The sequence below is a fragment of the Acidovorax sp. sif0632 genome (genome assembly GCF_019218805.1).
In the GTDB taxonomy this organism is placed as follows: Bacteria; Pseudomonadota; Gammaproteobacteria; order Burkholderiales; family Burkholderiaceae_C; genus Acidovorax; species Acidovorax facilis.
In genome coordinates, this window is the sequence record NZ_JAHUWW010000004.1 from 1 (window position 1) to 13,543 (window position 13,543).

Annotated in this window: 12 protein-coding genes and 1 rRNA gene; 6 read left to right on the forward strand and 7 right to left on the reverse strand. The window is 67.1% G+C overall.

Features of this window, described 5'->3' with window-relative positions; all coding sequences use genetic code 11:
* Positions 1-3: 3 nt before the first annotated feature.
* From rrf to cutA, 3 genes are all read left to right on the forward strand, one after another.
* Positions 4-116, forward strand: a 5S ribosomal RNA gene (rrf, locus tag KW832_RS13695).
* A gap of 447 nt (positions 117-563) precedes the next feature.
* Entirely contained in the window at positions 564-773 is a 210-nt protein-coding gene (locus KW832_RS13700) for a hypothetical protein (RefSeq protein ID WP_218300402.1), read from the forward strand.
* A gap of 334 nt (positions 774-1,107) precedes the next feature.
* Positions 1,108-1,455, forward strand: a complete 348-nt coding sequence (cutA, locus tag KW832_RS13705) for a divalent-cation tolerance protein CutA (RefSeq protein ID WP_121508607.1) — start codon at positions 1,108-1,110, stop codon at positions 1,453-1,455.
* A 70-nt stretch (positions 1,456-1,525) separates the two neighbouring features.
* Here the strand turns inward: cutA and KW832_RS13710 are convergent, their stop codons facing one another.
* The 3 genes from KW832_RS13710 to ftsY form a co-directional block, all read right to left on the reverse strand.
* On the reverse strand, positions 1,526-2,590 hold the full coding sequence (locus tag KW832_RS13710; RefSeq protein WP_218300403.1) for a hypothetical protein: 1,065 nt from the start codon (positions 2,588-2,590) through the stop codon (positions 1,526-1,528).
* 112 nt (positions 2,591-2,702) lie between these two features.
* Entirely contained in the window at positions 2,703-5,372 is a 2,670-nt protein-coding gene (locus tag KW832_RS13715; protein ID WP_218300404.1) for an EAL domain-containing protein, read from the reverse strand.
* A 133-nt stretch (positions 5,373-5,505) separates the two neighbouring features.
* Entirely contained in the window at positions 5,506-6,882 is a 1,377-nt protein-coding gene (ftsY, locus tag KW832_RS13720) for a signal recognition particle-docking protein FtsY (RefSeq protein ID WP_218300405.1), read from the reverse strand.
* A gap of 27 nt (positions 6,883-6,909) precedes the next feature.
* Between ftsY and KW832_RS13725 the strand changes: the two genes are divergently transcribed.
* Genes KW832_RS13725 through rsmD form a run of 3 tightly spaced genes read left to right on the forward strand, consistent with a single transcriptional unit; the run spans position 6,910 to position 10,421 of the window.
* Entirely contained in the window at positions 6,910-8,355 is a 1,446-nt protein-coding gene (locus KW832_RS13725) for a pitrilysin family protein (RefSeq protein ID WP_218300406.1), read from the forward strand.
* A 21-nt stretch (positions 8,356-8,376) separates the two neighbouring features.
* Positions 8,377-9,732 (forward strand): pitrilysin family protein, encoded by a 1,356-nt coding sequence (locus KW832_RS13730; protein ID WP_218300407.1) that lies wholly within the window; start codon positions 8,377-8,379, stop codon positions 9,730-9,732.
* Positions 9,729-10,421 (forward strand): 16S rRNA (guanine(966)-N(2))-methyltransferase RsmD, encoded by a 693-nt coding sequence (gene rsmD / locus KW832_RS13735; protein ID WP_121420944.1) that lies wholly within the window; start codon positions 9,729-9,731, stop codon positions 10,419-10,421. Before KW832_RS13730 ends, rsmD begins: the two co-directional genes overlap by 4 nt.
* Positions 10,422-10,473: 52 nt before the next feature.
* Here rsmD and KW832_RS13740 read toward each other — a convergent pair whose 3' ends face one another.
* The 4 genes from KW832_RS13740 to KW832_RS13755 are packed head-to-tail and all read right to left on the reverse strand — an operon-like array spanning position 10,474 to position 13,530.
* Positions 10,474-12,213 carry a DUF4832 domain-containing protein gene (locus tag KW832_RS13740; RefSeq protein ID WP_218300408.1) on the reverse strand — a complete coding sequence of 580 codons (1,740 nt, stop codon included), beginning with the start codon at positions 12,211-12,213 and terminating at the stop codon, positions 10,474-10,476.
* Positions 12,214-12,270: 57 nt separating this feature from the next.
* On the reverse strand, positions 12,271-12,684 hold the full coding sequence (locus KW832_RS13745) for a hypothetical protein (protein ID WP_218300409.1): 414 nt from the start codon (positions 12,682-12,684) through the stop codon (positions 12,271-12,273).
* On the reverse strand, positions 12,684-13,154 hold the full coding sequence (locus KW832_RS13750; protein ID WP_218300410.1) for a lysozyme inhibitor LprI family protein: 471 nt from the start codon (positions 13,152-13,154) through the stop codon (positions 12,684-12,686). Before KW832_RS13750 ends, KW832_RS13745 begins: the two co-directional genes overlap by 1 nt.
* 55 nt (positions 13,155-13,209) lie before the next feature.
* Positions 13,210-13,530, reverse strand: a complete 321-nt coding sequence (locus tag KW832_RS13755) for a hypothetical protein (RefSeq protein ID WP_218300411.1) — start codon at positions 13,528-13,530, stop codon at positions 13,210-13,212.
* Positions 13,531-13,543: the final 13 nt, after the last annotated feature.

A 13,543-nucleotide genomic window follows, 5' to 3' on the forward strand; every position in this document is an offset into this window, starting at 1 on the left:
ATGCCTGATGACCATAGCAAGTTGGTACCACTCCTTCCCATCCCGAACAGGACAGTGAAACGACTTTGCGCCGATGATAGTGCGGGTTCCCGTGTGAAAGTAGGTCATCGTCAGGCTCTTACAGCCCAGAAAACCCCAGTCTCATAAAGACTGGGGTTTTTTGCTTTGGGAGTACGAGATTCTTTGGAGCTGTGACACTCACAGTGTCCGCCTGGGCTCAGAGAGGCAACCGCCGACCTTGCTCGAACACCAGCAGTTCTCCCTTGCCAAATGCTGTCCTGAATCGCTCCAGTTTTGAACTGACCCCCAGAAGTTGGACGGCTGCCTTGCCGCCAACTAGGTGGTGTTTCTCAGCCGGTATTTGCGCAGCGGCGAGATGGAGGGGGTCGAAGGGATCAGGATCGCGCTCCTGTCCAAGAACGAGGCCGATTGTCTCGCTCGCCAACATAGACAGGGGCGCGATGTTTACTTGGCGTCAGGGCCTTCGCGGCGGCCTACCGCGCGAGCGGTTTAGTCCATCGTCCATTTGCGGCCGAAGCGGTCGCTCAGTCCAGCACCTGAGGATGACTCAGATCAGCCTGAAGCCGCCGCAAGGCCAAATCGAAGGCCTTTGCGGCAAGCGTTTAAGCACAGTGCAGCGTGGAAAAATCCTGTGCGGAAGGCGCAACGAATTGACCTGCACGAAAAATACAAGACTCAGTGAAGACCGATCGGAAAAGTACAACCCTGAAGGGATAAAAAAGTACAAAGGTATGCACCTCTTGTTGTTCTAAGCGGTTGATTTCTCAAATTCGGCAGTACAACGCTCAGTGCACATCGACAGTCGCCTGGGCCATCGGCCCAGGAATCACAAGGCGCTATGGCAGGATGGTTGTACTAAGCCATTGATTCAAAGGGGAATTTGATGGCTGCAGAGGTCGCGGCGAATCCAATATCTCGTTGTCAGAGCGTGTTCCCGGTACGGGGTTCCAGCCCTTTGTAGCCAAGTTTTTTGCGATTGTTGCGAAAAATAGAGCAGTCTTTTCATGATCCAGCGGTTTTCGCGCCGCTGGCATTGCATCCCCCGCTATGGCAGACTGCACCGCCCAACGCCTTCGGGAGACGCGCATGACTGAGCCGACCGCACTTTGCGACATTCTCGTTGTCACTACCACGGTGGCCACCGAAGCGGAAGCGCGGCGGCTGGCACAGCTGGTGTTGCAGGCGCGGCTGGCGGCCTGTGTGCAGGTGGAGCCCATCACGGCCTACTTTCGTTGGCAGGGCGCGTTGCAGGAGGACCGCGAGCTCCGGCTGGTGTGCAAGACCGTGCCCCGTGCGCTGCACCCGCTGCTGGCGCTGCTGCGGGCGCAGCATCCCTATGCGCTGCCGCAGCTGGTCACGCACGCGCTGCAGGGGTCTGCGGAATATGCTGACTGGGTGGATGCGCAGGTGGCCCACGCTACGGTGTTGGCCTGAAGCTTGGGCATTCCCCAGTTTGCGGACGTCTCGGCCGCTGGTACGGGTCGCTCAAACTCTTGGATCGCGATCACACGCTCAGGTCGATCTGCTGCACCGTGCCCGCGCTGCCGTTTTCTCGCAGGTAGATGCTGGTGGAGCGCACGGCGCCCAGGTTGTGGTTGTCCGCCGTGCGCAGGGCGAAGGGCGTTGCCTGGGCGGTGAGTTGCACCGCGCCCACGCCCAGTTCCTCCAGGGTCTGCAGGCTACCGCTGCCATCTGCATTCGGGGTCCACACGCGCAGCTGATGGAAGACCGGGTCGGCTTCATCGATCCAGCCGTTGCCGTCGCTGTCATGCCGGGCCAGTTCTGTAAAGCCGTTGCCCGTGTCCGGGCCGAAGAGTTCCAGGCCGCTGTCGATGCGCGCGTTCTGGTTGGTGTCCAGCGCCAGATAACCCCGGTTGCCGGCAAGCAGCGGCACTTGTTCGGTCTGCCCGTCGCCGTCCAGGTCGAAGGCAAAGCGCAGGTCCTGCAATTGGGCGGCGGTGCCGTCGAAGTTGATGACCAGCGGGTCCACCGCCACGGCGTCGCCCAGCCGCAGGCTCACGGAGGATTCCTCGCGGTAGCTGCGTTGCATATCCAGCTGCAGCGTGAACCGGATTTCCCGGCCATCGGTGGTGCGCACAGTGCCCGCTGCAGCAAACTGGGTGCGCTCGGTTTCTTCCAGCACTTCGCGCTGCTCATAGATCAGGCCAAAGCCCGCGCGCTGGCGCGGGGCTGCGGCCGTGCTGTTCGTTGGGGCCAAGGGGGGCGGGGGAGCTGAGGGCGCGTCGGTGGACTGCGGCCCGGCATAGACGCGGACGAGCACCCCGGTCATGCGTTCGATCAGATCGCGGATCATGGCGAGCTGGGGCGTCAGGCCCTCGTCGCGGGCGCGCTCCGGCAGAGGCTCGACCGAGGTGTTGACCCCATGGGGTGCATGGGCGGCCTGGGCCAGGCGGGCAGCGGTGGAGATTTGCAGCGGCGGTGCCTGGCGGGCGAGGGGCGTGCTGGCGGGGCGGTCGCCCACCCACATTTCCAGGCGGCTTGTCTGGCTGTGCATGTGCGTTGCGACATGCTGGGACTGCATCTGCAGGGTGTACGACTCGATTCTCATGGGGCACCTCCATGGTTTCCACGGAGGTCCGGCGCGGTGCGGGCTGGCGTGGCCCCTGGTTATCGGCACTTCTGCGCGGTACCTTGAATGCAATCCCGATACCGGCCCAAGGTCAGCTGGAGGTGCCTTCCGGGCCCAGCACCTCCCGCGCGACCCGTTCAAAGTCTTCCAGCGCCATCGGCCTGCCAAACAGATAGCCCTGAAACGCCTTGCAGCCGTGCGCCAGCAGAAACTGGTGGTGCGCTGCCGTTTCGACCCCCTCGGCGATCACGTCCAGACCCAGGCTGCCGGCCAGCGCGATGATGGAGCGTGCGATGGCCGCGTCGCTGGGGTCCAGCAGCACGTCGCGTACAAAACCCTGGTCGATCTTGATCTGGTCCAGCGGCAGGCGCTTGAGGTAGCTCAAGGACGAATAGCCGGTGCCAAAGTCATCCAGCGAAAAGCCCAGGCCCTGGGCTTTGAGTGCGCGCATGGTGGCGATCACGCTGTCCACGTTGTCCAGCAGCAGGCTTTCGGTCAGCTCCAGCTTGATGTGCGCCGGGTCGGCGCCAGTGCGCTGCAGCAAGGCCAGCACCTGTGTCACAAAGTCTTCCTGCAGAAACTGCCGCGCGCTGACGTTGATGGCCAGGCTCAGGTGGGCCATTGCCGGGTCCAGCCGCCACCGGGCTTGTTGGCGCAGGGCGGTTTCCATCACCCAATAACCCAAGGGCAGGATGAGGCCGGATTCCTCTGCCAGCGGGATGAACTCCGATGGCGGCACCATGCCGTGCGCGGGGTGTTGCCAGCGCACCAACGCCTCTGCGCCGGTAACCCGCCCCTGCGCGTTCACCTGGGGCTGGTACAGCAGCAGGAACTGCGACTGGCGCAGGCCGTTGTGCAGCTCTGTTTCCAGCAATGCGCGGCGGTTCACGGCCTGCTGCATGTCAGGGTCAAAAAAGCGCAGGGTGTTGCGGCCCGCGTCCTTGGCGCGGTACATGGCCATGTCGGCCTGTTTGAGCACCTCGTCCACCGAGTCACGGTGCTCGCGCAGCAGCGTCACCCCGATGCTGGCTGTGAAGTGGTGTTCATGCCCGGCCAGGTCGTAGGGCTGGCGCAGCTGGGCCAGGATCAGTTCGCCCAGCGTGCGCGCCTGGGCGGCGGCTTCCGGCGGGTCACTGCTCAGGTTCTGCAGCACCACCACAAACTCGTCGCCCCCCAGCCGGGCCACCGTGTCCTGCTCGCGCACGCAGCCGCGCAGGCGCAGGGCCACTTCCTTGAGCAGCAGGTCGCCCACCTCATGGCCCCGGGTGTCGTTCAGGGTCTTGAAGTTGTCCAGGTCCACAAACAGCACGGCTGTGGTCAAGCCCGAGCGTGCGCCGCTGGCCAGCACCTGCTGCAGACGGTCTACCAGCAGGCGCCGGTTGGGCAGCTGCGTGAGGGCGTCGTAGAAGGCCAGGTAACGGGCCTCGTCCTCGGCCGCCTTGCGGCCCGAGATGTCGATGTCGATACAGAACATCTCCGGTGGGTGGCCCGGCACCCGGATGTAGGCATGGCTCGAGAAGACATGCACGGGCGTACCGTCCTTGCGCTGCAGCTGCAGCTCGCCGGCGGGAATCACCTCGGCCGTGGCGAACATGTGGCGTACGTGTTCACGCACGGCGTCGCGCATGGGGGGCGGAATGATGAGGTCGAGCAGGTTGCTGCCCAGTGCCTCCTCGGCCGTGTAGCCATACAGCTCCTCGGAGGCCTGGTTCCAGTAGCTCGTGGTGCCATCTTCCAGATAGCCTTGCACCGAGATGGACGGGATATTGCGCAGCAGCGAGCGAAAGCGAAGCTCTGACTCGCGCAGCGCACTTTCGGCGCGCTTGCGTTGGGTGATGTCCCGCGCCAGGAAGACCACGGCCGCCTGGCCCCCCACTTTCACACCCAGGGGCTGCGCCCGCCCTTCAAATTGCCGCGTTCCCGAGAGTGTCTGCATCTCGTATTCCGCGCTCTGCGTCTGGCCCGACAGCAAGGTGCTGCGGATCAGTTCCACAAATCTGTCGGCCTGCTCTGCGGGCAGCACGTCATGCATCCGCTTGCCCACAAGTTGGGCGGGGCTGGCGGCCAGCGGGGCGTCGTCGGGCGATAGCACTTCCACATAGCGCCCCTGGGCATCCAGCACCAGCAGCACGTCGGGAATGGCCTGCGCAATGGCCCGAAGCCGGGCGGCCGTGCCGTGCAGTGCGCGTTCGGTGGCCAGGCGTTCTTCCACGTCGTGCAGCAGCAGGCCCAGCGCCACCGTGGCGGGTGTGAAGGTCAGCAGAAAGGGCAGGGCCAGGGTCTGGTTGACGCGCTGAACCACTTCGGTCGGCAGCAGCTGGAACACCGCCAGCACGGCGGTGTGCACCAGCAGCCCGAACAGCGCCAGCGTCACGGGTTCCACTCCCAGGCGCCCGCGCGCCCGGCCCTCGCGGTAGACCAGGCCCAGTGCGGTGCACAGTGCGATCACCATCAAGCCCACCTCCGCCCCCGCACCGCCCAGCCACAGGCGGCCGGTGGCGGCCATGGCGGCGGCGATGCAGGCCACCAGAGGGCCGCCAAACAGACCCGCCATGCTCAGCACCACCGAGCGGGCGTCAAAGATCACCCCTGGCATCAGCACCACCGGTGTGAGCATGCCCACCACGCAGATGGTGCCAAAAAGAATGCCCGAGAACACCTGCCCGGTGCGCGGATGCTGGCGCCAGACGCGGATGTTGAACCCATGCAGAAAGCACAGCGCCAACAGCAGGGCAACACCTTTGACCAGCTCAATGAACATGGGCCTCCGTGCCTTTCCAGGGGGAAGCCCATCATGGGGGAATTGCCGCAGTTCGTAAACGTGAAAATGGCCCCCGAAGGGGCCATGGATCACGCTGGCGGGGGAAGGGGGCGGCCCGGACCGCCGGGCTGCATCAGGTGAGCAGTGCCTGCGCGAACTCGCGCGCGTTAAAGGTTTCCAGGTCTTCGAGCTTTTCGCCCACGCCGATGAAATACACCGGAATCGGGCGCTCCTGCGCGATGGCGGCCAGCACACCGCCCTTGGCCGTGCCATCGAGCTTGGTCACGATGAGGCCTGTGAGCTGTAGCGCGTCGTCAAACGCCCGCACCTGGGCCAGGGCGTTCTGGCCAGTGTTGCCGTCGATCACCAGCAGCACCTCGTGCGGCGCCGTGGCGTCGGCCTTGGTCACCACGCGGCGGATCTTTTTCAGCTCTTCCATCAGGTGCAGCTGGGTGGGCAAACGGCCCGCCGTGTCCACCAGCACCACATCCTTGCCGCGCGCCTTGCCGGCCGTGACGGCGTCAAAGCTCACGGCGGCCGGGTCGCCGCCTTCCTGGCTCACGATTTCGACCGTGTTGCGGTCGGCCCAGACGCCGAGCTGCTCGCGCGCTGCCGCGCGGAAGGTGTCGGCCGCCGCCAGCAGCACGGCCGCCCCTTCGCCTGCTAGGTGTTTGGTGAGTTTGCCAATCGACGTAGTCTTGCCCGCGCCATTGACGCCCGCCACCATGATCACCGTGGGGGTGTGTTCGCCGATGACCAGGGCTTTTTCGAGCGGGCGCAGCAGGTCGGTCAGTGCGTCGGCCAGCAAACCCTTGACAGCGGCGGGGTCGGTGGCCTTGGCCTCCTTCACGCGGCGCTTGAGGTCGGCCAGCAGGTGGGTGGTGGCCTTGACACCGGTGTCGGCCATCAGCAGGGCCTCTTCCAGCTCTTCATACAGCGCATCGTCGATCTGCGTGCCGGTGAACACCGTGGTGATGCTGCTGCCGGTTTTGCGCAGGCCGGCCTTGAGGCGATCCAGCCAGCCCTTGCGTTCCGTGGGGGCGGCTGCCGGTGCGGAAGCGGGTGCTAGGGCAGCGATGGCGGGGGCTGCCACCGGCACGGGTGCCGCAGGAGTTGCCTGAACCGGGGCTGCCACCGGCACAGGTGTGGGAACGGGTGTGGCTGGGGGCGCTGCGGCTGGCACTGGCGCAGGCGGTGGGGCTGGCGCTGTTGCGGGCGTGGGCGCCGGAGCTGCCTCGGGCGCCTTGGGGGCAAACGGGTTGCGCAGCCAGCCAAACGCTGCCGGTGCTGCAGCCGGGGCTTCGACCGGCGGTGGCGCGGGCACGGGCGCTGGGGCGGGCGAAGGGGCCGGAGACGGCGGCTGCGCCGCCGCAGCTGTCGCCGCTGGCACGACCGGGGTGTGGGGGGCGGCAGGCGCCGGAGCGCCGTGCGAAACGGCCGGGGAGGGCGCATCGGACGGTGCGGGCGTCGATGGCGGAGCGGCGGGCTTTTTCTTGAAAAAACTGAACATTGGAGGGTTCTTAGAATCATCCATTCTATGAAACGCGCTTTCACCCTACTGGGCCTGCTGGCCTGCCTCTCGTCCGGGGCTGCCTTTGCGGCAACGCCTCCCGCCTCTCAACCCCCCGCTGCGCCTTCCACCACGCCGTCCGCCACGGCCTCTGGCGCGCAGCAGTTCACGCTCAAGAACGGCATGCAGCTCATCGTGCAGCCCGACCGGCGTGCCCCCACTGCGGTGCACATGGTGTGGGTGCGCGTGGGCTCCATGGACGAGGTGGACGGCACCACGGGAGTTGCCCATGTGCTGGAGCACATGATGTTCAAAGGCACCAAGACGTTGCCGCCGGGCGAGTTCTCGCGGCGCGTGGCGGCTTTGGGCGGGCGCGAAAACGCATTCACCAGCCGCGACTACACGGGTTACTACCAGCAGATCCCGTCCAACCGGCTCGAAGATGTGATGAAGCTCGAATCCGACCGGTTTGCCAACAACCACTGGCCGGATGACGAGTTCAAGAAGGAGCTGGAGGTCGTCAAGGAAGAGCGCCGCCTGCGCACCGAAGACCAGCCCCGCGCCATGCTGGCCGAGCAGCTGTTTGCCGCCACCTTTACCGCATCGCCCTACCGCCGCCCGATCGTGGGCTGGATGAGCGACCTGGATGCCATGACACCGAATGATGCGCGCGCCTTCTACCGCCAGTGGTACACGCCCACCAACGCCGCCGTGGTGGTGGCAGGCGATGTGGACGTGGCCCAGGTCCGCTCACTGGCCGAGAAGTATTACGGCAGCCTGCCCGCCCACGCGCTGCCCGAGCGCAAGCCCCGCACCGAGCCCGCGCAGCAGGGCCTGCGCCGCATTGCCGTCAAGGCTCCGGCCGAGCAGGCCTACGTGGCGCTGGCGTTTCGTGCGCCCAGCCTGAACCGCGTGGAGAACCTGACCGAAACCGACCGCGATGCTCTGGCGCTCATGGTGCTGTCGGCGGTGTTCAACGGCTACGACGGCGCGCGGCTCGACCGTGCGCTGACCCAGGGCGAAAACCGCGTGGCCGACAGCGCCAGCAGCGGCGCCATGGTCACGGGCCGTGGCCCCAGCCTGTTCATGCTCAGCGGTGTGCCCGCTGGAGGCAAGACGGCCCAGCAGGTGGAAGACGCGCTGCGCGCCGAGGTCATCCGCGTCGCCCGCGATGGGGTCAGCGAGGCTGAGCTGACCCGCGTGAAGACGCAGTGGATCGCCTCGACCGTGTACGAACGCGACTCGGTGATGAACCAGGCGCAGGAGCTGGGGGGCAACTGGATTCAGGGATTTCCGCTCGACGCCAACGAACGCCTTCTGGAACTGCTGCGCACCGTGACGCCCGCCCAGGTGCAGGCCGTGGCCGCCAAATATTTTGGCGACGACCAGCTCACGGTGGCCACCTTGCTGCCCCAGCCGCTGGATTCCCCCCGCCCCCGCGCACAGCCCGCACCCGGTGCGTCCCGCCACTGAACCCGCTTTGCGCCCTATTTCATGATTACTATTAAAAACATAGCTGCTCGCGCTTTACTGATAAGCGCTGGAGCCATTTTTTATTCAAACTCTGCCTGGGCGCTGCTGCCCATCCAGCACTGGACGGAGGGGAACGGCGCCAAGGTCTACCTGGTCGAAAGCCCGGTCATCCCGATGGTGGACGTGCAGATCGACTTTGATGCTGGCAGCCGCCGCGACCCGGCGGGCCAGTCGGGCCTGGCCAGCGCTGTGGCCGCCATGGCCAGCAAGGGCGTGAAGGCCGGGCGCGACACAAGCACCGAACCCGCGCTGGACGAAAACGGCCTGGGCGAGGCCTGGGCCGACCTGGGCGCCAATTTCGAGGTGGCCGCTGACAACGACAGGCTGCAGTATTCACTGCGCTCGCTCACCGACCCGCCGCTGCTCGACAAGGCCGCCCGTCTGGCCGCGCGCCAGATCGGCGAGCCCAGTTTTCCGGCCGACGTGTGGCCACGCGACCGCGCCCGCTGGAGCGCCAGCATCAAAGAGTCGCTGACACGCCCGGCCACCGTGGCCAACCACGCGTTTGAAGCCGCCGTGTACGGCAGCCACCCCTACGGCGTGCAGACCACCGCAGAGACGCTGGCGCGCATCAGCGTGGCCGACATGCAGGCGTTTCACACCCAGCACATCGGCGCCTGCCGCGCCAAGGTCAGCATTGTGGGCGCCGTGTCGCGCACACAGGCCCAGGCGCTGGTGGCCACGCTGCTGTCGCGCCTGCCCGCCAGCACCGGCTGCGCGCCGCTGCCGCCCGTGGGCGAGATCGCAGCGCTCACCGCCCCCGCCGAGCAGAACATCCCCTTCACCTCGGCCCAGGCCCATGTGCTGATTGGCCAGCCGGGCTTCCAGCGGCGCGACCCGGACTTTGTAGCGCTGCTGGTGGGCAACCACATCCTGGGCGGAGGCGGTTTTGTCTCGCGCCTGACCAACGAGGTGCGTGAAAAGCGCGGCCTCAGCTACAGCGTGTACAGCTACTTTGCCGCTGGCATGCACGCCGGCGCCTTCACCGTGGGCCTGCAGACGCGCCCCGACCAGGCGGCCCAGGCCGTGAAGGTCTCGCGCGACGTGATCGCACGTTTTGTGGCCGAAGGCCCCACCGAGGCCGAGCTGCGTGCCGCCAAGGACAACCTCATCGGCGGCTTTGCGCTGCGCATCGACAGCAACAAGAAGCTCCTGGGCAATGTGGCCAACATCGCCTGGAACGAGCTGCCGCTGGACTACCTGGACCAGTGGACGAAGAAGGTCGAAGCCCTCACCGTAGCCGATGTGCGCACGGCCATGGCCAAGAAGCTGCAACCCGAGCGCATGGTGACCGTGGTGGTGGGGGGCAAGCCATGAGCCGCTCGACCCTGAAAACCACCGCCATCAACGCCGAGATCCGCAAAGCCCAGGCCGCAGCGGCCACCCCGCCGGTTGCCGCTGGCAAAAAGGGCGCGCCCAAGGACAAGGCCGTTGCCGCAGCAGCGCCCAAGGGCGCGGGCGAAATCCGCATTATTGGCGGGCAATGGAAACGCACCCGCCTGCCCGTGGCCCAGCGCCCCGGCCTGCGCCCCACGCCCGACCGCGTGCGCGAAACGCTGTTCAACTGGTTGGGCCAGGACCTGACCGGCTGGCGCTGCCTGGATGCCTTTGCGGGCACTGGCGCGTTGGGGCTCGAAGCCGCGTCGCGTGGAGCGGCCGCCGTGCAGCTGGTGGAAAGCGATGCCGCCCTGGTGGCCCAGCTGCACACCCTGCAGCAGCGCCTTTCGGCCACGGCCGTGCGTGTGCAGCGTGGCGACGGGATTGCCGCCCTCAAACAGGCGGCGCCCGCCAGCATCGACCTCGTGCTGCTGGACCCGCCGTTTGACAGCGACCTGTTCGTCGCTGCCCTGCAGGCCGCCTCCAAGGCTGTGGCCGCCCAGGGCTTTGTCTACCTCGAAGCGCCCCGCGCCTGGACGGACGAGGAGCTGGCCGCGAGTGGCCTGGTGCTGTACCGCCACCTCAAGGCGGGTGCCGTGCACGCGCACCTGCTTCAGCGCAGCGCCTGAAGTAATTCAGCGCCTGAGCCGGATCTGCGGGCCGCAGCAGGCCCGCAGCGACCTACCGTTTCAACGTCGCCAGCCGGATGCTGCCGTCGGCCTCGATGCCCGCCATGTTCCAGCGCAGCGTCTGCGGTAGCCCCGCCAGCGTGGGCTGGCGCACCCAGGCCAGGTGCACCGTGTAGCTGCCCGCAGGTGGGCTCGGCAAGGTCCAGGCAGTGTTGATCTGTGTGGGCACACCCGGAAGAATGGCACGCGCCTGGGCGGTGCTCAGCAGCTCTCGGCTGGCCACCACCTGGCCGGTGCCATCGCGCAGCTGAGCCTGCAGTTGCCAAGGGGTGTAGAGCGGTGCGTTACCCGTGTTGTCCACGCGCACCTGCACCTGCACCGTGCTGGGCGTGGGGGCCGTGACAGTGATGGGCCCCAGCGCAAAGCGGTAGCCCGCCTCGCGCCCCACGGCCGCCAGGTGGGCCTGTTCGGTGCCCGTAAAGCTGGACCACGGCGCGTTCAGGTTGCCATTGCCCACGGTGGAGACATGGAAGTCGCGCACCTGCTGCAGCGCGGTGGCGGCGTTGGTCTTGGACTCGCCGGGGCCGAAGGGGCAGAACTCCGCGATCCAGGGGGCGGTCTTCCAGCGGTCCGAGATCTGTGCCCAGTCGCTCGGGCGGTCGGTCCACTGCTTCATGAAGCCGTCCTGCGCCAGGCAGTCCCAGCGCAGGCCCACTGGCAGCGTGGTGGTGGTCTGCTGGAAGAACGCGTACTGCAGCGTGTCCAGGTTGGCATGCGGGATGAACATCGCATGCTGCGCATCCGGGAGCCTGTCGAAATGCATCTGCGCAATGCTGCGCTTGGTGGCGTTGGAGGCCGGGGTGATGCCTTGGGTTTCCAGGGCCGGTGTGTAGACCACGTTGGTGGTGTTCATGGCCCACTCGCCGTACTGCCCGTACAGGCCCACGTCGATCCAGGCCAGGTCCGACGTGTCGCCCAGCGCGGCGGCCACCGCCTGCAGCAGGGCCTGCATGCGCTCCAGCACATAGGGGTGGTTCCAGTTGGGCACCAGCGTGGGAGGCAATGCGGGCGCGGGCGGAGTGGGGGCGGGCATCGGGGCCGCCCACACACAGGCGGGGTTGGGTGCCGAGCATTGCGGCTGCGCCGTGCCCGCACCGTGCAGGTAGGTGGGCACGTCCAGCGTGTTGGTGCCGTAGCCGCGCATGGCCTGGATGCGAAACGCAAACTGCCGCCCAGCGGCCCGGGCGGCATCGCGCGCGGCCACCAGGTTGCCGAGGGTGTATTGGCCGGGTGTGTTGCCTTCCAGGTCTTTCCAGAGGTAGCGCTGGTAGGCGGCCTGGGGTGGTGCCGATTGTGCGAGCGGCACGTCACCCGGGTCCGAGCGCCACTGGTAGTAGCCCCGGCCGGGGTTGGGGGTCAGGTCGCTGGCGATGGCCAGGGGCGCGAGCAGGGAGTTCACTGAAACCACGCTCCATCCCGCGCTGGGCGGGGGGGGCGCAGGAGGTGGCGGCGGCGGTGGTACCGAGGGTGGCTGCGACGGCGGCGGCGATGGGGGTGGTGCAGACGGGGGCTGCACCGGCGGTGCTGTGGGGGCCGGCGGGGGCGGTGGTGGGGGTTCCGGCGTGGGCCCTGGTGCGGGCGCCGTGCCTGGGGCTGGCGTGGGAGTGGGAGTGGGAGTGGGAGTGGGTGCCTCGTTGGCGTCCCCGCCGCCACAGGCCGCCGCAAACAGGGCGGCCGCCAGGGCCGTGAGCCGCGCCATGCGGACGGGGTTCAAGGTGCTGAAGGTGTTCATGGACGCCATTTTTTGAATGAAATTGGGCTCTAGCGCTTATCTGATAAGCGCTAGCAGCTATTGTTTTTGATGTGATCTGTCAGGCGCGGTGGTCTCGGCTTCCGGGATCACCGTCAACCGCAGTGCATCTCCCTCCAGCGTGTAGGCGAAGGTGTAGCGGCCCGGCTCCAGGGTGGCGCGGCCTTGTGGGAAGGAGGTGTCGGTCACGTAGGTGAGCTGGCGCTGGGCCAGCTGGATGCGGGTCTTGCGGTAGTGCGCCAGCGTGGCCGGAACGGCGTGCCACCGGCTGGTCTGGCCGGGCCGCAAGGGACCCAGGTCCACATCGCTGCGGGTGCGCGGCAGGCCTTGCCAGACATGCTCGAACACCTCCTGGCTGTTGTTGCGTACGCGCAGCCACACCGTGGGGTGGTCCTGCGCGTGGGCCAGTCCGGGTGCCAGCACGGGCAGCAGCCGCAGGAGTGTGCGACGCATCATTCCGAATCCTTCAGGCTTTGCAGGTCCCTGCTCAGGTCGCACACCCGCGCGCGTCGGCGTTCCAGCGCGGCACCGGCGATGTTGAGCGCGGCCGACGTGCCCTGGTCGGCATGCAGCATGGCGTCCCACTGGCCCTGCGCGGTGTCGAACGCCAGCCATGCGCGCTGCGCCGAACGCAGGGCGTCACGCCGTGCGGGGCCAGCGGCCTTGAGGGCCTGGGCGTAGACGCGGTTGAGCTCCTTGTCCCACGCGGCGTAGGCGGCCGACTGCGCGTCACGCAGGTCCACAGTCACGCCACCGCTGCGTTCGGCGGCTGCAGCCAGGGTCTTGTCGATGGGGTGGGCAGAGGTCTGGCCGCAGAAGTGTTCGGCGGCGTGGGCTGTGTGTGTCCCGGCGGCCAGCAGGGTGAGTGCGGCCAGCAGCGCAAGGGTGGTGTTGTACAAGGGCTGGTGCAGGGGGTGGTGCATGGGGGGGTGTCCTTCTTTCTGGCGTTCTTCTCTTTTCAGGGGGAGTGCACGGAGCTCATGCGCCCACACACAGGAGCGCTGCCAGGGTGGACAGCAGCGCCAGCACGGTGAAAGCGACTACCGCGCCACCGCTGGCCGCTGCCACGCTGACCACGGTGGACCAGCCGCGCGCCTGGCCCCAGTGGGCAAGGTGGCGAGCAAGCCCCAGCGCGGCGAGCCAGCCCAGCACCAGCAGCACGGCCAGGGCGCCCAGCAGCTTTCCGCCCTGGGTGGAGTTCATCCCGTTGCTGCCGAGCAGTGCCGTAAACATGAAAAACAGCGCGGGCAGCAGATTGGCAGCGCCCGCCAGGAGCATGGTGAGGGTCGTGGCTGACATGCGGTGGGCCTGC